Source organism: Bartonella sp. CM120XJJH (genome assembly GCF_042194715.1).
Lineage (GTDB): Bacteria > Pseudomonadota > Alphaproteobacteria > Rhizobiales > Rhizobiaceae > Bartonella.
In genome coordinates, this window is the sequence record NZ_JBHINE010000004.1 from 1 (window position 1) to 22,615 (window position 22,615).

At 38.4% G+C, this 22,615-nt stretch carries 18 protein-coding genes; 16 read left to right on the forward strand and 2 right to left on the reverse strand.

Annotated features, from left to right (window positions below; translation table 11 throughout):
- The first annotated feature begins 45 nt into the window (after window positions 1-45).
- The 16 genes from ACFIKU_RS02660 (at window position 46) to ACFIKU_RS02735 (ending at window position 19,061) form a co-directional block, all read left to right on the forward strand.
- Window positions 46-5,514, forward strand: coding sequence for a Vomp family autotransporter (locus tag ACFIKU_RS02660; RefSeq protein WP_375656598.1), 5,469 nt, complete (start codon window positions 46-48; stop codon window positions 5,512-5,514).
- The gene (locus tag ACFIKU_RS02665; RefSeq protein WP_375656599.1) at window positions 5,511-6,113 is read left to right on the forward strand and encodes an invasion associated locus B family protein; all 603 of its coding nucleotides are present in this window, start codon (window positions 5,511-5,513) and stop codon (window positions 6,111-6,113) included. The genes ACFIKU_RS02660 and ACFIKU_RS02665 overlap by 4 nt, the downstream gene beginning before the upstream one ends.
- 757 nt (window positions 6,114-6,870) lie before the next feature.
- A complete protein-coding gene (locus tag ACFIKU_RS02670) occupies window positions 6,871-8,181 on the forward strand; it encodes a Ppx/GppA phosphatase family protein (protein WP_375656600.1) in 1,311 nt (436 codons plus the stop codon).
- A 29-nt stretch (window positions 8,182-8,210) separates the two neighbouring features.
- A complete protein-coding gene (locus ACFIKU_RS02675; protein WP_375656601.1) occupies window positions 8,211-8,939 on the forward strand; it encodes an RlmE family RNA methyltransferase in 729 nt (242 codons plus the stop codon).
- Between the two features lie 173 nt (window positions 8,940-9,112).
- On the forward strand, window positions 9,113-10,138 hold the full coding sequence (gene obgE / locus ACFIKU_RS02680) for a GTPase ObgE (protein WP_375656602.1): 1,026 nt from the start codon (window positions 9,113-9,115) through the stop codon (window positions 10,136-10,138).
- A 1-nt stretch (window position 10,139) separates the two neighbouring features.
- Complete coding sequence (gene proB, locus ACFIKU_RS02685; protein ID WP_375656603.1) at window positions 10,140-11,279, forward strand: glutamate 5-kinase; 1,140 nt, start codon at window positions 10,140-10,142, stop codon at window positions 11,277-11,279.
- Window positions 11,280-11,324: 45 nt separating this feature from the next.
- Window positions 11,325-12,581, forward strand: coding sequence for a glutamate-5-semialdehyde dehydrogenase (locus ACFIKU_RS02690; protein ID WP_375656604.1), 1,257 nt, complete (start codon window positions 11,325-11,327; stop codon window positions 12,579-12,581).
- 29 nt (window positions 12,582-12,610) lie between these two features.
- Window positions 12,611-13,204 (forward strand): nicotinate-nucleotide adenylyltransferase, encoded by a 594-nt coding sequence (locus ACFIKU_RS02695; protein WP_375656605.1) that lies wholly within the window; start codon window positions 12,611-12,613, stop codon window positions 13,202-13,204.
- Window positions 13,205-13,314: 110 nt separating this feature from the next.
- Window positions 13,315-13,701: a ribosome silencing factor gene (gene rsfS, locus ACFIKU_RS02700; RefSeq protein WP_375656606.1), complete on the forward strand. Its 387-nt coding sequence runs from the start codon at window positions 13,315-13,317 to the stop codon at window positions 13,699-13,701.
- 1 nt (window position 13,702) lies between these two features.
- On the forward strand, window positions 13,703-14,185 hold the full coding sequence (gene rlmH, locus ACFIKU_RS02705) for a 23S rRNA (pseudouridine(1915)-N(3))-methyltransferase RlmH (protein ID WP_375656607.1): 483 nt from the start codon (window positions 13,703-13,705) through the stop codon (window positions 14,183-14,185).
- 96 nt (window positions 14,186-14,281) lie between these two features.
- The gene (locus ACFIKU_RS02710) at window positions 14,282-15,562 is read left to right on the forward strand and encodes a murein hydrolase activator EnvC family protein (protein ID WP_375656608.1); all 1,281 of its coding nucleotides are present in this window, start codon (window positions 14,282-14,284) and stop codon (window positions 15,560-15,562) included.
- Window positions 15,552-16,862 (forward strand): S41 family peptidase, encoded by a 1,311-nt coding sequence (locus ACFIKU_RS02715; RefSeq protein ID WP_375641662.1) that lies wholly within the window; start codon window positions 15,552-15,554, stop codon window positions 16,860-16,862. The genes ACFIKU_RS02710 and ACFIKU_RS02715 overlap by 11 nt, the downstream gene beginning before the upstream one ends.
- A gap of 39 nt (window positions 16,863-16,901) precedes the next feature.
- The gene (locus ACFIKU_RS02720; protein WP_375641661.1) at window positions 16,902-17,423 is read left to right on the forward strand and encodes an RNA pyrophosphohydrolase; all 522 of its coding nucleotides are present in this window, start codon (window positions 16,902-16,904) and stop codon (window positions 17,421-17,423) included.
- Window positions 17,424-17,522: 99 nt separating this feature from the next.
- Window positions 17,523-18,083 (forward strand): invasion associated locus B family protein, encoded by a 561-nt coding sequence (locus tag ACFIKU_RS02725; protein ID WP_273790632.1) that lies wholly within the window; start codon window positions 17,523-17,525, stop codon window positions 18,081-18,083.
- Between the two features lie 347 nt (window positions 18,084-18,430).
- Complete coding sequence (locus ACFIKU_RS02730) at window positions 18,431-18,724, forward strand: YggT family protein (protein ID WP_375641660.1); 294 nt, start codon at window positions 18,431-18,433, stop codon at window positions 18,722-18,724.
- Between the two features lie 22 nt (window positions 18,725-18,746).
- The gene (locus ACFIKU_RS02735) at window positions 18,747-19,061 is read left to right on the forward strand and encodes a DUF167 domain-containing protein (RefSeq protein WP_012754584.1); all 315 of its coding nucleotides are present in this window, start codon (window positions 18,747-18,749) and stop codon (window positions 19,059-19,061) included.
- Window positions 19,062-19,113: 52 nt separating this feature from the next.
- Here ACFIKU_RS02735 and ppa read toward each other — a convergent pair whose 3' ends face one another.
- Together ppa and typA are read right to left on the reverse strand one after the other, a co-directional pair.
- Window positions 19,114-19,644: an inorganic diphosphatase gene (gene ppa / locus ACFIKU_RS02740; protein WP_273722510.1), complete on the reverse strand. Its 531-nt coding sequence runs from the start codon at window positions 19,642-19,644 to the stop codon at window positions 19,114-19,116.
- Window positions 19,645-19,712: 68 nt separating this feature from the next.
- Window positions 19,713-21,539: a translational GTPase TypA gene (typA, locus tag ACFIKU_RS02745; protein WP_375641659.1), complete on the reverse strand. Its 1,827-nt coding sequence runs from the start codon at window positions 21,537-21,539 to the stop codon at window positions 19,713-19,715.
- Window positions 21,540-22,615 lie beyond the last annotated feature (1,076 nt).

Sequence of the window (22,615 nt, forward strand, 5' to 3'; positions counted from 1 at the left end):
AAGGAAACAAATGGCACTGTAATCAATGTTGCAAACAAAAGCGGTGTGAAACGGGTTATTTCTGGTGTAGAGGATGCAAAAGATAATAATGATGCCGTTAACAAGGGTCAGCTTGATGCAAGTCTGAAAGATCTTTCTAGCAGCCTTCAGTCTGATGACTCGGCTGTTGTTCATTACGATAAGCTGGCAGATGGTAAAACTGACCACACGAGTGTAACTTTAGGAAAAGGTAAGGATGCAGGACCAGTTGCACTTCATAATGTAAAAGATGGTGCTATTGGTGAGAGTTCACATGACGCAATCACCGGTAGTCAGATCAACACAATTTCTCAGGATGTTGCAACATATTTTGGTGGTGGTTCGTCTTTCAAGGAAGGTGTTTTTACAGCTCCGACTTATAACATCTCTAATGTTGCTAAAGATGGTCAGGTAGTAAGTAATTCGTATAACGATGTTGGTAGCGCCTTTGCGGGTCTTGATACGAGTGTCCAGAATGTAAACACTCATTTGTCTAATGAGGTCAAAAAGTTTGATGAAAAACTAAGTAATATTACGCAAGCAGTTCAAGGCGATGCGCTGTTGTGGAGCAAAACGGAGAATGCCTTTGTAGCTTTGCATGAGAAAGAAGGTAAAAAGGAAAGCAGCAAGATAAAGTCGCTTGCAAATGGGGATATAACTAAAGACTCAAGTGATGCAGTAGCGGGTAATCAGCTATATGCTTTAGGTAACAGTGTTGCGAAATCTTTAGGTGGCGGCGCTCAGTATGCGAATGGCCAATGGAGTAAACCTAAATTTACGGTTAAGATAATAAAATCTGATGGTAGTGAGAGTGAGGAGAGTTATACAGATGTGGCTTCAGCGTTTGCCGGTGTAGGAACTTCTTTCACGGATCTTCATAAAGAGATTACCAACGAGATTACCACTGCTCAAGCTGATGCATTGTTGTGGGATAAGGATAAAGGTGCGTTTGTAGCGACGCATGGAGAGAAAGAAGGCAAAAGCAATAGTAAGCTTACATCTCTTTTAGATGGCGCCATTAAGGATGGTTCTACGGATGCGGTAACGGGTAACCAGCTTCATAAATTAGGTGGTGATGTTGCGCAGTCTTTAGGCGGTAATGCTAGGTATGAAGGTGGAACTTGGACAGCTCCAAGTTTTAAGGTTAAGACCGTTAATGAGGATGGTACTAAAGTTGAAGAGAAGAAGTATGATACTGTATCGGAAGCTTTTGAGGGCGTAGGAACATCTTTTGAGAAACTTCAAAAAGAGTTTACCCAAAACAACACGGAGGTTACTGAAAATATTAAGCAGAATGCTTTGTTGTGGAGTGATTCTGAAAAGGCGTTTGTAGCGACACATGGAGAGGGTGATGGGAAAGGCAACAGTAAAATTAAGTTTCTTTCCAATGGCGATGTTTCTGCAAGCTCGAGTGATGCGGTTAATGGTTCTCAGCTTTTTGATACGAATAAAACAGTTGCAACTTATTTAGGCGGTGGCGCTGAATATAAGGAAGGAAAATGGGTTGGACCTACATTCAAGGTAAAAACCATTACAGAAGATGGCAACTCTGGAGAAGAGGATTATACGAGTGTATCGGCAGCACTTGCTGGTGTAGGAAGTTCTTTTACGAATATTAAGAATGAAATTAACAAAGAGATTACCCAGGTTGTGGGAGATAGCCTTGTTAAGTTTGATGACACGACAAATATGATCAATCTTGGTGGTGAAAAAGCAGGTGCGAGCATCAGTATTGCGGATAAGGATAGTAAAGATAGAATACTTTCCGGTGTTAAGGCAGCAGAGAATGACAATGAAGCGGTTAACAAAGGTCAGCTTGATGCAAGTCTGAAGGATCTTTCCAGTAGCCTTCAGTCTGATGATTCAGCAGTGGTTCTCTACGATAAAAAAGATGGTGATAATGGCAGCATTGATTACACGAGCGTGACTTTAGGAAAAGGTAAGGATGCAGGACCAGTTGCACTTCATAATGTAAAAGATGGTGCTATTGGTGAGAGTTCACATGATGCGATTAATGGTAGCCAGATCAACACAATTTCTCAGAATGTAGCTAAATTTCTTGGTGGCGATGCAAAATTTGTTGAAGGTACGTTTACAGGACCAACCTACAAGTTATCCAAGGTTGATACAGCTGGTAATATAACAGACAGCTCTTTTGATAATGTTGGTAGTGCATTTACTGGTCTTGATGAGAATATCAAGAATGTGAATGCACGGATTAAGGAAGTTTCTGAAGGAGTAGCGCAGGATTCTTTATCGTGGAGTAAGGGTGATAACGCCTTTGTAGCTCTTCATGGGGAAGGTGAGGACAGAAACAATAGCAAATTAAAGTTTCTATTAGATGGAGAAATTTCTAAAGGTTCAACAGAAGCGATCACGGGCAATCAGCTTTATTCCATGAATCAGACATTTGCGACGTATTTTGGTGGTGGTGCAGGTTATGATAAAGATGGACAATGGAAAGCACCAAGTTTTGTAATCAAGAAAGTTGATGCAGAAGGTAAAGAAAGTGAGGAAAGTTATAAGAGTGTAGCGGAAGCACTTTCTGATATTAGTAGTTCTGTCACGAATGTTCATAATGATGTTACTAATGTTGTCAGTGATAGCCTTGCCAAGCAGGATGATGATACGAAAGTTATCAATATTGGTACAGAAGTAGAAGGCAGTGAAATCAATATCGCAAATAAAGACAAAGGGGATAGAATACTTTCCGGTGTTAAGGCAGCGACAAAGGATAATGAAGCGGTTAACAAAGGTCAGCTTGATGAAAGCTTGAAAGATCTTTCTAATAATCTTCAGTCTGATGAATCAGCTGTTGTTCATTACGATAAAAAAGATGGTGATAATGGCAGCATTGATTACACAAGTGTGACTTTGGGTAAAGGTAAGGGTTCTACACCTGTTGGTTTGCATAATGTTGCCGATGGTACAATTGGTGAGAATTCGCATGATGCGGTTAACGGCGGTCAGATTTCTAAGGTTTCTCAGGATATTGCGCAATACTTAGGTGGAGGAACAAGCTTTAAAGAAGGCACTTTCACGGGTCCAACCTATAAAATATCTAGTGTTGATGCAAAAGGCGAGGTAGTAGAAAAATCCTATAATGATGTAGGCTCTGCTTTTTCAGGAATTGATACGAATTTCAAGAATGTAAATAGCAACCTAACGAATAAGTTTAATGAACTTACTGAAAACATCACGAATATTACTCAGGAAGTTCAAGGAGATGCTTTGTTGTGGAATGAGGACGCAGAGGCGTTTGTAGCGACACATGGAGAGAAGGAAAGCAAGAGTAAGATTACATCACTTGCGGCTGGCTCTATAGTATCAGGCTCGAGTGATGCGGTTAATGGTTCTCAGCTTTTTGGTCTGCAAAAACAGTTTGCTGGCTATTTTGGTGGTGGTGCTGGTTATAATGAGAAAGGCGAATGGCAAGATCCGGATTTCCAAATTCAGACTTTCAGCAATGATGGTACGAAAGGTGATAAGAAGAGCAGTAATAATGTTGCAGGTGCATTTAATGACATTAATGACAGCATGAGCACTATCAACGCTCGTATTAAGGAAGTTTCAGAAGGAGTTGCACAAGATTCTTTATCATGGAGCAAGGCTGAAGGTGCTTTTGTCGCCTTGCATGGAGAAAAAGATGGTGAGAAGACACACAGCAAGATCACATCACTTGCAAATGGTGACATTACTGCTAGCTCAAGCGATGCAGTAGCAGGAAATCAGCTATATGCTCTAGGTAACAGTGTTACAAAGTCTTTAGGTGGTGAAGCTAGTTATGCAGGTGGCGCTTGGATGGCTCCAAGTTTCAAAGTTAAGACCGTTAATGAAGATGGCGCTAAAGTTGAAGAGAAGGAGTATGATACTGTATCGGCAGCGCTTGCTGGTGTAGGAACATCTTTTGAGAATCTTCAAAAAGAGTTTACCCACAATAACACGGAGATTACTGAAAATATTAAGCAGAATGCGTTATTGTGGAGTGATTCTGAAAAGGCGTTTGTAGCGACACATGGAGAGGGTGATGAGAAAGGAAACGGTAAAATTAAGTTTCTTTCCAATGGAGAGGTTTCTGCAAACTCGAGTGATGCGGTTAATGGTTCTCAGCTTTTTGATACGAATAAGACAGTCGCAACTTATTTAGGCGGTGGCGCTGAATATAAGGAAGGTCAATGGAGTGCTCCAAGCTTCAAGGTTAAGATTGTCAAAGAAGATGGCAGTGCCGTTGAAGAGCAGAGCTATGATGATGTTGCGTCTGCCTTTGCTGGTGTGGGTGATTCATTCACGAATATTCATAAAGAGCTTCAGAATGAGATTAATAAAGTTGTAGGAGATAGTCTTGTTAAGCAGGATGATGCTACGAAGGTGATCAAGATAGGTGATGAAAAAGAGGGTAGTGCAATCACAATTTCAAACATGAATGGTGATACACGTAGTCTCTCTGGTGTGAAAGCGGGGACACTTTCTGAAGGCTCGACGGAAGCAGTGAATGGTTCTCAGCTTTATTCATTGCATCAGACGCTAGCGATGTATTTAGGAGGAGGGGCTAGCTATGAAGGAGGCGAATGGAGGGCCCCGGAATTCAAGGTTGCACAATTCAATACTGATGGTCTTTCGTCTGAAAAGAAGATTTATCATGATGTAGCAGGAGCCTTTGATGGTGTCAGTGAGGGTATGACGAGTATCAACGACCGTATTCATGATGTTGAGAAGAATGTGGCGACCAATGGTTTGAACTGGAATGAAGAAGAAGGCGCGTATGATGCGAAGCATGATGGCAATTCGAGTAAGATTACGAATGTGTTGGATGGTAAGATAGAAGAAGGCTCGCAAGAAGTTGTTAATGGTGGTCAGCTTTGGAGCACGAATGAGAGGGTAAAAGAGGTTGAAGACAAAGTAGATACGATAGATCAACATGTGAAAGATATTGAAGTAGCGGTAACAGATGGCGTTGTTAACTATGACAAAGATAATGATGGGAAAAAGACCAATAGCATTACGTTAGTAGGTGGCAATGACAGCGAACCTGTTATGATAGACAATGTAGCGGATGGCAAGATTGAAACAGGATCTCAGCAAGCTATTAATGGCGGTCAGTTGCATGATTATACTGAAGAGCAGATGAAGATAGTTCTTGAAGATGCCAATAAGTATACGGATGAGAAAGTTAGTAGTTTTGTCAATGATGCTGTTAACGAGTCGAAATCCTATACAGATATGAAGTTTGAGACGTTGAATTATGCTATTGAGGATGTTCGGAAAGAAGCAAGACAAGCGGCTGCTATTGGTTTGGCGGTATCCAACTTACGTTACTATGATATACCAGGATCTTTAAGTGTTTCATTTGGTAGTGGTTTATGGCGCAGTCAGTCCGCATTTGCTCTTGGTGCTGGGTATACATCTGAAGATGGAAATATTCGCTCGAATGTATCTGTGACAAGTGCTGGAGGTCATTGGGGTGTAGGTGCTGGAATTACTCTGAGGTTGAGATGATAATAGAAAAAATGGCTGTTATTGTAGAAAAGAGAAGTATGTTAATAAAGATTCTGTTCGCTCTTGCCTTAATAGGCAAGAGCGAAAGCTTTGCTAACGAGAACAATAATATTTATACAGTGCATCCACCGCGCTTATCGATACCTAAGGGCGAACCTGGCGAAACACGTCGAATTATTATGCAGTTTTATGACTGGACTTTGATTTGTGACGAAAAACAAAAGCTTAAACATAAGCAAGGTATATGTAATGTGACACAGACGGTTCATGATCAAGAAGGAAATACCATTTTTAGTTGGTCTCTTGTTTCTACGACAAATGGTCAAGCAGTGATGCTTTTTCGAACATTGCCAAATTCTGATATAAATATTCCGATTCAAATGTTTGTAAAAGGTGTTAAAAAACCTGTTCTTATTCATTATACACAATGTAATGAAACGGTTTGTTTGGCACAATCACCTGTAGGTCCGGTTTTGACTAAACAAATAGAGCAGAACAATAAAGTACGTATTTCCTATAAAACTAAAGAAGGAAAGGTATTTTCTTTTACTGTACCGTTTAAAGGGCTAAGTGCGGCACTTAATTCTTTAAGTTCTTAAAATCCATCGAGTATTTTTAACAAGAGTCATTTTTTATAAATCGTTGTATTATATTTATGAGTGTAAATTATAAGGTCAAATAAGTAAGAAGTTTTATATAATATGATATCGAGATGATTTATTGGAAAGAGTGAGAGTTTTATGAATATAAAGTCATAATAAGTTCTTTATATGTAATAGAAAATCAAGTTAATATTTTTCAGATAAATTTATAATCCTAGAGATTTTCTTGAACGATAATTTTTATTGGTATTCACAAAATAAGAGCTATTGTAATTGCTTTTTGTAGTACTATGGAACTTTTATTCCAGCGTAATCAAAGCCATTTCGTTTCATATAATAAACGAGATTTGTGTGTGGATAACGAGATTGAAAATTTTTTTCTTATAAACCGCACTAATGTATAGGTTCTTGTAACCTCAAGAGTCAGTAAATAATATGATAATGTGGGTTTATTACAATAGAGGTGTGCTCCGTGTAAATAGTATAAAGAAAAGAGCATAATTTATAAAAACTGATGTGAACGTAAACGATTAATTTATAGTTTTAAGTTCATAAAGAGAAACATGATTTCACGGAAACAACCAAAAGGTTATACAAAAATCTGAATGATGCTAGTGTAGAAAATTTTAATGATAGGAAAAGAAAGAATGATTTCTTGTATTTATCATTTGTTGCTGCATTATTGCTTTATTTAGGAATGAGCAGAAGAGTTTTCGCGTTTATTTATTGGGGGAACGCTCAAGGGATAAGAGAAATGACCCCGTTAAATTATGGTTCAAAAGAGTTAAAACGAGGAGAAATATATGATACCAAAGCAGATCAGTTGCACGATCAGTGCGGTAGTAATACAAATAATCGTTCTGCACTGTCAAGAACAGAGGCATACTCTGTCCTTGTTGATATAAAGAGACAACAGAGAAAAAAACATTATGAACAGAAACAGGGTTTTGTTCAATCTGAGACAGCTTTAGAGTTTCATAGTCAGATAATGATAGGTGTCCAAAAAACAAAAAAACTCAAAGCACCTTTTCTTCGACGCTTCCATCCAGTAAAGTCTCCACCTCTTTACGCGGCACTTGATCTCGGAACAAATAATTGTCGTCTTCTTATCGCATCTCCCAGTAAACCTGGATATTTTCGTGTTGTTGATGCTTTTTCTCGTATTGTACGATTGGGAGAAGGTTTAATAAATAACGGTTTTCTTAATACACAAGCTATGGATCGTGCGATTGAAGCATTAAAGATTTGTCATTTAAAGCTAAAACAAAGACATATTAAGCGTTATCGCTTGATTGCAACGGAAGCTTGTCGCTCTGCAGAAAATGGTAGACATTTTATTCAGCGTGTTTTGGAGGAGACAGGTCTTGAATTGGAAATTGTTGATCGGCAAACAGAAGCGCGTTTTGCTGTTATAGGGTGTAGTACACTTGTTGAACCAAATACTGATGCAATTGTGCTTTTTGATATCGGAGGAGGGTCATCAGAAATTGTGCTACTTGATGTTTCTCAAAAGCGTTCTTTTCGTTTAGCGAGACAAATTATTGCTTGGACTTCTCTTCCTGTTGGCGTTGTTACGCTTGCTGAACGTTTTGGGGGAAATGATATTAACTTAGACGATTTTGAAAAAATGAAAAGCTATGTGCGAGGGTTATTAAATAATTTTTCAGATCGTCATAAATTAGGAGAGTTAGCGCAAGGTTCGAAGTTTCATCTTTTGGGAACCTCTGGTACGGTTACGACTTTAGCAGGAATGTATCTTAATTTAGAGCGTTATGATAGGAAAAAAGTGGATGGTATCTGGATGAATGATGCAGACATTACTCTTATGACACAACGCCTATTATCATGGGACATAGAAAAGCGTATCATAAGTCCTTTTATTGGGCGCGAGAGAGCAGATTTAGTTTTAGCTGGTTGTGCAATTTTAGATGTTATTCGGGAAGTTTGGCCAAGTCAGCGTTTAAGAGTTGCTGATCGTGGATTAAGGGAAGGAATTTTGATAGAGCTGATGTTACGCGATGGGGTATGGTGTCGTCATAGAAAGAGCAGAAATTTCAAGCGTTAGAGAATTAAATATGGAGACAATGAATAACGATGAAAAAAACAACAAAAACACCGAGAGGTGGCTATGGAGGTTCAGGGTCACATGAATTATATCAGCGCGTAAAAAAGAAAGCAGGAACCATTAAAGCTTCATCACGACGATGGTTAGAGAGGCATCTGAATGATCCTTATGTACATCAATCAAAAGTAGATGGTTATCGTTCGCGTGCGGCTTATAAACTCATTGAAATTAATGAGCGCTATAGGTTTTTGAAAAAAGGCCAAAAGGTTATTGATCTAGGAGCAGCACCTGGGGGCTGGTGTCAGGTGGCTGAGCGTATAGTAGGGTCAAGCGATGAAAATCCTAGCGTTGTTGGTATTGATTATTTACATGTTGATCCATTGCCTAGAGTGTCCATGTTGGAAATGGATTTTTTACATACAGATGCACCGCAGAAATTAATTGAAACTTTAGGGACAAACCCGGATGTGGTTCTTTCTGATATGGCGGCGCCAACAACAGGTCATCGTCAGACGGATCATTTAAGAACGATTTATTTATGTGAAGTTGCGGCTGATTTTGCTCTTTCGGTTCTTAAGCCTGGGGGACATTTTTTAGCAAAGGCTTTTCAAGGAGGAGCAGAAAATACTCTTCTCACGATACTAAAACAGCATTTTAAAAAAGTCTATCATGTTAAACCACCCGCAAGCCGATCAGAATCAGTAGAGCTTTATCTTCTAGCACTTGAATTTAAGGGAAAAACAAAAATACAAGAATAGCGCCTTCTTTTAAGAAGACTTAACTTTACTTAACCTATTTAGATGTGATGTTTTTTTTCTCAAAGAGTTATCGGCGATATTGACAGTTTTTCTGTTATCAATGATGAAAAACTGGTAAAACTAATTTATTGCCTGTAGAGGTAGAGAGATTGATTCCTCAGTGAGTGCTTCCAATGAAATTTCTTGATCAAGCTAAAGTTTATATTCGTTCTGGTAATGGAGGTTCTGGAGCAGTATCATTTCGTCGTGAAAAATTCATAGAATTTGGAGGACCTGATGGGGGGAATGGAGGACGGGGTGGTGATGTTTGGGCTCTTGTTGTTGATGGGCTTAACACGCTGATTGATTATCGCTACCAACAGCATTTTAAAGCAAAAACAGGGGGGCATGGCAAGGGGCGTAATATGACGGGTGAAAAGGGTGATGATGTCATCCTTAAAGTTCCGGTTGGGACGCAAATTTTTGAAGAAGATAATACAACATTAATCTGTGATTTAACAGAAGTGGGACAGCGCTATCGTCTTGCAAAAGGAGGGAATGGCGGTTTTGGTAATCTGCATTTTACAACATCGACAAATCGGGCACCGCGTCGTGCAAATCCAGGTTTGGCTGGAGAAGAGCGTGCAGTATGGCTTCGTTTGAAGTTAATTGCTGATGCTGGGCTTATTGGTTTACCCAATGCTGGAAAATCAACTTTTTTAGCTTCTGTAACGGCTGCAAAACCAAAAGTTGCAGATTATCCTTTTACTACTCTACATCCTCATCTTGGTGTTGTACGTATTGATGGTCGTGAATTTGTTTTGGCTGATATTCCAGGATTAATTGAAGGAGCGCATGAAGGTGTGGGAATTGGAGATCGTTTTTTAGGACATGTGGAACGTTGTCGCGTACTGCTTCATCTAATTTCTTCTCAAGAAGAAGATGTAGCAAAAGCATATCAAATTGTGCGTCATGAACTTGAGGCATATGGAAATAATCTAAGTAATAAAACTGAAATTGTTGCTTTAAGCCAGATAGATACTCTGACAATTGAAGAGCGTGAAGCTAAACGGGAAGCTTTGCAAAGTGTAACGGATCAACCTGTTATGATGTTTTCTGCGGTTGGTCGCGAAGGTTTAGAAAATGTGCTGCGTGCTGGTGCACATATTATTGAAATGTCACGCAAAGAGGAGATTAGTAGGGATAGCAAGGTTGATTGAGATGGCTGTTGGATCGCAAAAACTTACACACTATAAACGTATTGTGGTCAAGATTGGATCTGCCCTTTTGGTTGAACCTCAGACAGGTTTACGGGTTGAATGGCTTAAAAGCTTGATCAGTGATGTTGTTGAATTGCACAAAGGAGGCGTAGAGATATTGTTGGTGTCTTCAGGCGCTATTGCTTTAGGAAGGACATTATTACAGCTTCCTAAGGGCGCTTTGAAATTGGAAGAAAGTCAGGCATGTGCTGCTTTGGGTCAAATTGAATTAGCAAAAACCTATGGGGATGCGCTTGCTCAACATGGACTCAAAACAGGACAAATTTTGCTCACTCTCTTTGATACGGAAGAGCGAAGGCGTTACCTCAATGCACGTGCGACAATTAATGTGCTTTTACGTTTTAGAGCAGTACCTGTTATTAATGAGAATGATACTGTTGCGACAAATGAAATTCGTTATGGTGATAATGATCGTTTAGCTGCACGTGTAGCAACAATGATGGGGGCAGATCTTTTAATACTTTTATCCGATATTGATGGTCTTTATACAAAGTCTCCCCATAGTGATCCTACGGCTGAATTTATACCTTTTGTTGCATCCATTACGCATGATATCGAAAAAATGGCAGATGTTGCTGCTTCAGAGTTTTCACGGGGAGGAATGAAGACTAAGCTTGATGCCGGAAAAATAGCTAATGCTGCTGGAACGGCGATGATTATCACCTCAGGCAAGCGTATGAATCCCCTTGCTGCAATTGACAAAGGTGAACGCAAGAGTTTTTTTGCGGCAAGTAAGAAATCTGTCAATGCTTGGAAAACATGGATTTCTGGTCATTTAGATCCATCTGGTGTTTTGACGATTGATCAAGGAGCCATTAGGGCTCTTGAATCAGGAAAATCGTTATTAGCAGCAGGGGTTATTGGCGTTGAGGGAAATTTCCAGCGTGGGGATACGGTTGCAATTGTTGGTACAGATGGAGTTGAGATTGCGCGTGGACTTGTAAGCTATGACAAAGATGAGGCTGTACGCATTATAGGACATAAAAGTGAAGAAATTGAATCTATTCTTGGGTATGAGGCGCGCTCTGCTATGGTGCATCGTAATGATATGATTGTACGTTGCTTGACCAATTCTGTTTAAAAAAGTTACTTTTGTTTTTATTGTTTTCGCAGAGTGGATGATACGATGACTTTAGAAGAACAAATGAAAGATATGGGACAAAAAGCACGCTATGCCGCTGCAGCGTTGGCCGTTGCTTCTTCTGAGCAAAAGAATAATGCATTGGAAATGATCGCTTTAAGTCTAGAGGCTCAATCAGATGAAATTTTACGAGCGAATTGTCAAGATTTAGAGAATGCTGCTCAGAATAATTTGAAAGCTGCAATGATTGATCGGCTAAAATTAGATGACTTGCGTTTACGTGCAATGATAGACAGTGTTCGCCAAGTTGCTCGTTTATCTGATCCTGTTGGACAGGTCATGAGTGCGTGGAAACGTCCAAATGGGCTTCATATAAGTCGTGTACGAACACCTCTTGGTGTGATTGGCATTATTTATGAAAGTCGTCCAAATGTTACAGTTGATGCGAGTGCTTTGTGCTTAAAAGCAGGCAATGCTGCGATTTTGCGCGGTGGTTCGGATAGTTTTCATTCTTCTCACGCTCTTCATTTAGCTTTGGTACAAGGTTTAGAACGCTCTGGTTTACCTAAAGATGCCATCCAAATGGTCAGAACGACAGATCGCGCTGCCGTTGGGGAAATGCTCAAAGGATTGGATGGGGCGATTGATGTGATCGTACCACGTGGTGGAAAGAGCCTGGTTGCCCGTGTTCAGTCTGATGCACGTGTTCCAATTTTTGCTCATCTGGAGGGACTTTGTCATATTTATATTGATAAATCGGCAGATCTAGATATGGCACGCAATATTGTTTTAAATGCAAAGTTGCGGCGGACAGGGATATGCGGTGCTGTTGAGACAGTTCTCATTGACAGCCAAGCATTAAAAAAGTTTCTTCCTGTTTTAACTGCTTTACAGGAGAAGGGGTGTGAAATTCGTGCCACAGAAGATATTGTTTTTCTTATGCCAGATGTCAAATTAGCTTCTGAAGAAGATTGGTCGCATGAATATCTTGATGCTATTCTTTCTGTTAAAACGGTTGAGGGTGTTGAGGGAGCCATTTCTCATATCAAGCGTTATTCATCAGGACATACGGAATCGATTATTGCTGAGGATTTGGAAGTGGTAAAGAAATTTTTTAATCATTTAGATTCAGCTATTTTATTACACAATGCATCTACACAATTTGCTGATGGAGGTGAATTTGGTTTTGGAATGGAAATTGGTATCGCAACAGGAAAAATGCATGCACGTGGCCCGATAGGTGTTGAACAGCTAACTTCATTTCAATATTATGTTAAAGGAAATGGTCAGGTTAGAGCTTGAAAACACCATTTTTTCCATGGAAAAATTGTATGCCACATGTTGAAAGATCCAATGTTGTGGGTCTTTTTGGTGGTTCCTTTAATCCACCGCATGCGGGGCATCTTCTTGTTGCAAAAATTGCCATTCGGCGTTTGCATCTTGATCAGTTATGGTGGATGATCACTCCAGGAAATCCTTTAAAGGATTGTACACAGTTGCTCTCTTTAGAGGAGAGAATGCAATTAAGTTTTAAACTTATTGATCATCCAAAAATTCGCTTAACAGGTTTTGAACAGGCTATAGGGAGCAAAGTATCAGTAGATACGATTTTTCATATTCTTACCCATTACAGTGGCGTAAATTTTGTATGGATTATGGGGGCAGATAGTTTTACGACGATACATCATTGGTATCGATGGCATGATATTGTCTCAATGCTTCCTATTGCGATTATTGATCGTCCTTTAGGCAATCAGTCGGCACTTTCTTGCCCGATGGCACATATTTATCGTCGGTTTCGTTTGGATGAGAGAGAAAGTAAGCGATTACCTTTTATCAAGCCACCAGTTTGGACTTATTTGCATGGACCTTTATCTTTTCAATCTTCAACGAAGCTGCGTTTGAAAAAAAATGATTTTTCTTGAACATTTCATAAGATTCTGCTTCTCTTTAGAGAAATCTCTTTTTAGATTCCACAACGATAAGAAAGGATATTGATCTGAAAAATATTGCACACAAACACTCTTACGATATTATGCCTTCAAAAGAAAAAAAAGTTTTTTCTGTTAGTGAGAGTCTTGAAGTTATTCTCAAGAGCTTAGAAGATACAAAAGCAGAAGATATTGTTACTATTGATATTCGGGGGAAGTCATCTTTGGCTGATTATATGGTCATAGCTTCAGCAAATTCGCAGCGTCATGTATCTTCTGTTGCTGATCATTTATTACATACTTGGAAAGATAGTGGGCAGGGGCTTGCACGTGTAGAAGGACTTGCTGGAGGCGACTGGGTATTGATTGATACAGGTGATATTATCACTCATCTTTTTCGTCCAGAAATTCGTCTTTTTTATAATTTAGAAAAAATATGGATGACTCCGGATTTAAACGATACAGCTTTGCTTCTCTTCGGAGAGCATTAAAATGCAAATTTCTATTTTTGCGGTTGGTCGTATGAAAAGTGGGGCGGAGCAAAAATTAGTTCAGCATTATTTGGATCGTTTTTCTAAAATTTCTAGAGATGTAGGCTTTCATTTTAAAAAGTTACGAGAGATACCAGAAAGTCGTGCTCAAACAGCTTGTCAACGTGCGGAGGAAGAGGGGAGAAAACTTATTGAATTTTTACCTGAAAAATGTCGATTAATTGTGTTAGATGAGCGTGGAGAATCGATTTCTTCAACCTCTTTTTCTGAAAAATTGAGGTGTTATCGTGATGAGGGCATTCGAGATGTCGTCATTGCTTTGGGAGGACCTGATGGGCATAATGAACAAATAAGGAAGCGTGCTGATTTTCTTTTATCGTTTGGTTTGATGACGTGGCCACATCAAATTGCACGTATTCTTCTTACAGAACAACTTTACCGCGCTGTAACAATTGAAAATAATCATCCGTATCATCGTTTTTAATATTTTTGTGCAATTTTTAGCACTTATTTATATATTTATTAATATTGTTTTAGCTGACACCATTTAAAGCATCTCTAATGTATACGATGAGGTGTCATGGTTGGGCAAATGAAAAAGCTTCTTCATAGAAAGATGCTATATTTATATGGGGAGTACGTGATATTTGTCATTTTGCTCTTGAGTATGTTTTTTTGCTCCTCTGTATCGCATGCGGAAGATACAATGGGAAGTACGGAAGTACATAAAGAATTGGGAGAAATTCGCCAAAATATTTCACTTTCGCGTGAGCGTGTTGCTGTTCTTATGCATCAAGTTGAGCATTTAAAAAAAGATCAACGTGTTTTGAGTGATGCACTCATAAAGGCGGCTAAAGAAGAACGTACAGTAGCAGATGATATTGCTAAAAGGGAAGAAAAGCTTAAAAAAATGATAGAAAAGCGGGTACAAGTCTATCAAAGTTTAAAAAATCGTCGCGCTGAATTTGCGGAAGTTCTTGCAATTTTAGAACGTATGGGATTGAATCCACCTCCTGCTCTTATGATACAGCCAGAGGATGCGTTGGCTTCTATACGTAGTTCTGTTTTATTAGGTACTGTTATTCCTCAGATGCAGGAGAAAACACGAGATTTAACAGAAAAACTCAAGGAGTTGACCAATTTGAGTAATTCCATTACTACAGAATATAAGGCATTAAAGACAAAACTGCAAAATCAAGCAGAGCAGCGAAAACGTCTAGAGCTTTTATTAGACCAAAAAAACAAACTACAAAAAAAATCAGAAAAAGAACTTACAGAACAGCAACAAAAAAATATTGCTCTTGCTAAAAAAGCGCAGTCTTTGGAAGAATTGATTTTAGAGCTCGACCGTCAGTCAAAATTTAGCTCTGATGCATCAGTACAGGTACGGAAAAGTTTGCAATTATTAGAACAGTCAAATTTTGAAAGCCGAAAAGGTTCTTTACTTTTTCCTGTTTCAGGAAAAAGAATACATCGCTCTAACAAAAGTTCGCAGATTACGCGCTTTGGTGAAACGATAGAAACAGAGTCAGGAGCTGTTGTTATATCACCTGTGGATGCTTTTGTTGCTTTTGCTGGGCCATTTCGTTCTTACGGACACTTAATCATTCTCAATGTTGGAAATGGTTATCATATCATTCTTACTGGAATGTCGAGAATTAATGTAAAACAGGGGCAGTTTGTTCTTTCAGGTGAGCCTCTGGGTATAATGGAGATGCAATTTATTTCAAACAGTGTTGCATTGGATATAGGAAAAACTTCTCCAATGCTTTACATTGAGTTTAGAAAGCAGGGAAAACCTGTAAATCCAACTCCTTGGTGGCAGACTGAAAAAATAAGAAGGAGCCAAAATGATTCGTAAAGTTATTCTTTTGGTCGCTGGGGTATTGCTCGGCGCCTGTTCAATGATTATGGTGCAGTCTGTTGCTGCAAATAATGAAGATAATGCATATAAAAAGCTAGCTATATTTGGCGATGTTTTTGAGCGCGTGCGTATGCAATACGTTACAGTTCCAGATGATAAAAAGCTTATTGAAAATGCTATCAATGGCATGCTCACATCACTGGACCCTCATTCATCTTATTTGAATGCTGAAGAAGCCAAGGATATGCGGGATTCTACGAAAGGAGAGTTCGGAGGTCTTGGTATTGAGGTCACTATGGAAAAAAACTTAATTAAAGTTGTTTCACCAATGGATGATACTCCCGCTTCAAAAGCAGGTATTCTAGCCGGAGACCTTATTTCAAAAATTGATGATGTACAAACGAATGGTCAAACATTGAATGAAGCTGTTAATAAGATGCGAGGTGCTCCTGGAACACCAATTACCTTAACAATTATTCGTTCTGGCGTTGATAAGCCATTTGAAGTGAAGATTGTTCGTGATATTATCAAAGTAAAAGCGGTGAAATATCGGGTTGAGGGTGACATTGGATATTTGAGAGTTATCCAGTTTTCTGAGCAGACATTGAATAACCTTCTGGCGGCAATTAAAGATATCCAATCTAAAATTCCTGAAGATAAGCTAAAAGGTTACGTCCTTGATTTGCGGCTTAATCCGGGTGGGCTTTTAGATCAAGCTGTTAGTGTTTCGAGTGCTTTTCTCAATAAAGGTGAAATTGTGTCGACTCGTGGGCGCAAAAAGAGTGATGTGACAAGATTTGACGCGAAACCAGGTGATGTCATCAATGGAAAACCGCTCATTGTCCTTATTAATGGTGGTTCGGCAAGTGCTTCTGAAATTGTTGCTGGTGCATTACAAGATCATCGTCGTGCAACAATTTTAGGAACGCAGTCTTTTGGTAAAGGATCTGTTCAAACAATTATTCCTTTGGGTGAAAATGGAGCTTTACGCTTAACAACAGCACTTTATTACACGCCATCTGGCACTTCTATTCAAGGAACAGGGATTACGCCTGATATTATTGTAGAGCAACCACTCCCTGAAAAATATAAGGGTTATGATGTAAAAATTGGTGAGTCTGCATTAAAAGGACATATCAAAGGAAAAAGAGAGAGTAATAAAGGATCTGGTTCAGCTGCTTTTGTTCCCAAAGACCCTAAAGATGATATTCAATTGAATGAGGCTTATAAATTGTTACGAGGTGAAATGGCAAATGCAGCATTTCCACCAGATCCCAATAAGGATGTGTTAAAGTGAGCATTGATATCTATAGCTTGCGATTTTGAGGAATATTAAATGGATGCAGGTATTGATTTGAAGATTCTTCCATATCGCAAATGTGTTGGGATTGTTGTCTTTAACCATGAGGGTAAAGTGTGGGTTGGGCGTCGTTTAAAGATGCCCATTCATGCAGATATTGAAATATCTCATCGTTGGCAGCTTCCTCAAGGAGGGATTGATGAAGATGAAAAACCATTGGATGCAGCATATCGTGAACTTTATGAAGAAACGGGTATTCGATCTGTAAAGTTAATTAAAGAAGCACAAAATTGGTTCCATTATGATTTTCCACAAGAACTTATTGGGTGCACATTAACCAATAAATATCGTGGGCAAATACAAAAGTGGTTTGCTTTCCAGTTTACAGGAAAGCTTTCTGAAATTGCGATTAATCCGCCACCAGATGGCAGTAAAGCGGAATTCGATCAATGGAAATGGATCGATCTAGAAACCCTTCCGTTGATTGCGGTTTCTTTCAAAAAGCATGTTTATACGAAAGTGGTCAGCGAATTTCGAGGTAGCCTTAGACCATTATAAAAGCTATATGATTATCAGAAAGCTTTTTTTATTAAGATGCTTTATATTATAATAAATAATAAACATGTTTCTCTTTTATGTAAAGAACAGGAATATAAAATGAAAAAGTTATTTAATTTACTTATAGTTTTTACTCTCTTGAGTATTTCATCTGTTGCATTTGCAACAAGTTCAAAGCCTCCTGCATCAAAAGATGCGGCAGCGACATTGCCAAATGGAGCTTCTTCTTTGACTGAAACCTATGGTTTGTGGACTATTAACTGTGGTATACAAGAAGGGAAAAGAATTTGTTTTATGCACCGTCAAGAAGTGAATGAGCAGGGGCGTGTTGTTGTCGCTATGGGTCTTACTCTCGATGCTGAGGGTGTTGTATCTGGTAATTTAACAGTTCCTTTTGGCATTTTGGTTTCTAAGCCTGTTCGTTTACAAGTTGATGAGGGAAAAGCTGTTATCGAAACCGGTATTCGGACTTGTGTACCAGCAGGTTGTGTGGTTCCTGTCGTTTTTGACAAAAATCACGTAGCAGCTTTGCGTTCTGGAAAACAGTTAAAGTTGGCGATGACAATTGCTGCTGCAGGTGAACCAGCTTTGAATGATTTATTTGTTCAGCTAGATGGTTTTAGCAGTGCTCTTAATCGTTTGACTGCTTTGCAGAAATAATTTTGAAAATAAAAACGGCCTTTAAAAGGCCGTTTTTATTTTGTTTGTTTTTTATATATTAATAATTAAGACAATGATATTTAAGATTAATCCTACAAGGAATATTCAGAGTTTTTAAAAGCTTTTAGATTCTTTGCTGTTTCTTCTATTTTTATGTGCTATTTTCAATTTTGATATTTGTTTTCTAGCTGCATTGTCATTAAATAGAGAGCTGAAGAATTTAGATGTCTGGTTTTTATTCAAGAAAAAAGAGTATTGAAATATAAAACCATTTTTTGATACACAGACCTGCTTTAATGAAGGTTGTCTATAAGCTCTTCTGTTTCCTTGATTGAAAGGGATGACGCATGACTTATGCATTGCTTCGAACGATTGATTTTATTTTTGATATTTATATTTATATTTTAATTGCTAGTGTCATTTTTTCTTGGCTTTATGTCTTTAATATCGTAAATTCGCGCAATCGCTTTGTTGTTTTGATAGGAAGCTTTCTAAACTGTCTTACAAATCCTGTTCTAAGCCGTGTCCGGAGAATTTTACCAAATTTGGGAACAATTGATATTTCACCTATTGTAGTTTTCATTATTATTTATTTTATTCGTACTTTCATGTGGCGCGCTTACGCAAACATGTATATATAGAAATATTACTTGAGGCGAATACATGTTTTATCAAGTTGATAAAAATAACTTGATTTTGTTTGTATATCTCATTCCTAAATCATCCGTTGACAAAATAATAGGGGTTGAATGTAGGGATGGTGAAAAACAATATCTGGTTATACGCCTTCGTGCTGTTCCTGAAGATGGAAAAGCGAATAAAGCTCTCATTAAATTTCTTGCGAAGCAGTGGAAAATACCATCTTCTTCTATTTCTCTGAAAAATGGCGCAATATCTCGCTACAAACAACTTTACTTTTCAACACATTTAGAAGAGCTAAAGCAGATATGGCAATCCTTTAGAGATTGCATCTCGTAGAAAAAATAAATAACAAAGCCTATTTTTTATAGGCTTTATTTTATTAAAATCGTTATAATTTTTTATTGCGCTCAACAGCTTGCGTAATTAATTCATGAGCAAAGTTTTTATCTCGCCATCCTTCAATTTTAGCCCATTTCCCAGGTTCCAGATCTTTGTAATGCTTGAAGAAATGTTCAATTTGTTTGAGTGTAATTTCGGGCAAATCTGTATAGTCATGAATATTGATATAGCGTTTTGTTAATTTTGTAGTGGGAATGGCAATAATTTTTTCATCTTTACCACCATCATCTTCCATCATCAGAGCTCCGATGGGGCGAACATTGATAACACAACCAGGCATAAGTGGACGGGTATTACAGATAAGGACATCAATAGGATCACCATCATCTGAAAGCGTATGAGGGACAAAACCGTAATTTCCAGGATAAACCATTGATGTATGAAGAAAACGGTCAACAAATAATGCGCCAGACTTTTTATCCATCTCATATTTTATTGGTTGACCACCAAGGGAGACTTCCACAATAACGTTAATATCTTCTGGTGGATTTTTGCCTACGGGTATTTCCTTAATATTCATAGAGACATCCTTTCTGGAATATAGTGAGGCTCAATACAATTAAATATTTTCTCAAAGAGATTATGAAATTAACTTGAAATTGAAGCACGTGTTTTTTCAAAACGTTTACGTTCATTAGGATCAAGATAGAGTTTGCGGAGACGAATATTTTTAGGGGTTACCTCCACAAGTTCATCATCTTGTATCCACGATAAGGCACGTTCTAGTGTCATTTTAATGGGGGGAGTTAGCTTAACGGCTTCATCTTTTCCGGAAGCGCGCATATTGGTGAGTTTTTTTCCTTTTAACACATTGACTTCTAAATCATTATCTCGTGAGTGAATGCCAATAATCATACCTTGATAGACTTTCACACCGGCATCGATGATCATAGGCCCACGATCTTCAAGATTAAAAAGAGCATAAGCGACAGATTCACCGTTGTCATTTGAAATCATAACACCATTAACACGACCAGAAATGTCTCCTTTATAAGGTTCATAAGCATGGAAAAGGCGATTCATAATTGCTGTACCACGTGTGTCCGTTAAAAGTTCAGATTGATAACCAATAAGTCCTCGGGTTGGTGCGTAAAAAACAAGACGGACACGATTACCTCCAGAAGGACGTAATTCCACCATTTCGCCTTTACGTTCAGACATTTTTTGTACAACAGTACCGGAATATTCTTCATCAACATCGATAACAACTTCTTCGATTGGCTCAAGAGTTATTCCATTTTCATCTTTTTGCATAACAACACGTGGACGTGAAACACTAAGCTCAAATCCTTCACGGCGCATATTTTCAATGAGAACTGCAAGCTGTAATTCTCCTCGTCCTGAAACATAGAAAGAATCTTTATCGGCTGATTCTTCAATTTTAAGAGCGACATTACCTTCTGCTTCTTTTAACAATCGGTCACGAATGACACGACTTGTTACTTTATCGCCTTCAGTTCCAGCAAGGGGACTATCGTTGACGAGAAAACTCATAGTAACGGTAGGAGGATCAATTGGTTGGGCAGTAAGGGGTTCATTAACAGTAGGATCACAGAAAGTATCAGCAACGGTACCTTTTTGTAGACCTGCAATCGCAACAATATCACCAGCACTTCCTTCTTCAATAGGTTGCCGTTCTAAGCCACGAAATGCTAAAATTTTTGAAATCCGCCCAGTTTCTAAAAGTTTTCCATCTTGTCCAAGAACCTTGACATTTTGATTGGGTTTTAGAGAGCCAGAATGAATCCGCCCTGTAATAATTCGTCCTAAAAACGGATCCGCTTCAAGAATAGTTCCAATCATGCGAAACGGTCCTTCTGCTACACTAGGAGAAGGGACATGCTGCGTTACAAGATCAAATAAAGGACCTAATCCCTGATCTTTTGGTCCTTCAGGGGCTTCAGCCATCCATCCATCGCGTCCAGATCCATAAAGAATAGGAAAATCAAGCTGTTCATCGGTTGCATCAAGAGCAGCGAAAAGGTCAAAAACCTCATTAATGACTTCATCAACGCGTGCATCAGGGCGGTCAATTTTATTAATAGCAACAATAGGACGCAAGCCCACTTTCAAGGCTTTGCCAACGACAAATTTTGTTTGTGGCATTGGTCCTTCAGCAGCATCAACAAGTACAATGGCTCCATCAACCATATTTAGAATGCGCTCAACTTCTCCACCAAAGTCGGCGTGTCCTGGTGTATCAACAATATTAATTCGAGTATCTTTCCAAACAACAGATGTCACTTTTGCTAGGATTGTAATTCCACGTTCTTTTTCAATATCGTTTGAATCCATCATACGTTCGCTTGTACGCTGATTATCACGGAAGTTTCCTGATTGCTTGAGAAGTCCGTCCACAAGCGTTGTTTTCCCATGGTCAACGTGGGCAATGATGGCAATGTTACGCAATTGCATAAATTTTCTTCTTTTCGTTTAATGAAATTTCATTTGAGGCAAAGTCTTTACATTCTTTGCCTGACTATTACAAAACCTTTTACATGTTTTTTTATAATTTTGGAAGATGGAGACAATATTTTTATGGCAAAACTATTCATCCGAGTTTTTAAGGCTCTATTAAGCTTCAATTGTCAGAGCTTCGTAAAAGGATTTTTATAGTACGTATGTTCTATTTTCGAGCTAAGAATTGTCCATAAAAATCACCGTCAATTTGATTGTTATCAATATGACGCAAGGAATTTATATGAACGCTTGTAAGAGTAAGTAAGTATAAAGCCAGCCGTATTATTTTTGTTGTTTTACGAAGAGATTGATAAAATCCGGAATATCTCTCAGTCTATAGCCAATTTATTGACAACTGTACAACATTTTTATTCTAAATAAAGCTTTTTCTTATTCTATAACGTGTCAATCCAAATCCAGATCTAATGCAACCGTGTATTTGAGGTAAATATTGAGACGATTAAGAATTTTATAAGAAGTTCTAGTTTTTGTATGCCAGATTGGGGCAAGAGTTATATCTGTTTGATTTATTTATGAAACCGGAATACAGTCTTATTTAGAAAGAATATGAAGGCATCAAAAGAAAATTCCCATCTTTGCCATTAAGCCAAATTTATGATTTCAAAAGCATTTAAGCAATATCTTTTAAACTATGGAGATAGTGCATTGCCTCACCTTTTGTTTATCGCATTCTCTAATAGGAGCATGTTTTTCATGCCAAACAGAACGCTTTAAACAGAATACACTTGCTGTTGCATATACATGTACTTAAGAGAGATTTCTTAACGTACACTACATCCATTTCATGATAGGGCTCATAAATGATATAATATACGCGAATAGTATACTATCAACGCCTTTGTGAAGAAATATAAAGCCTATAGCATCATCATTATTATTCTTTCTCAGCTGTCAATATTGCGACAGTTTTTGATACGAGAGAGAGAGGATATAAGAAGTATTTTTTTCTTGAATAGTTTTCAGCTATACACACAATCTCGTTTATGACAGGCAAGAAGATGACTTTAATT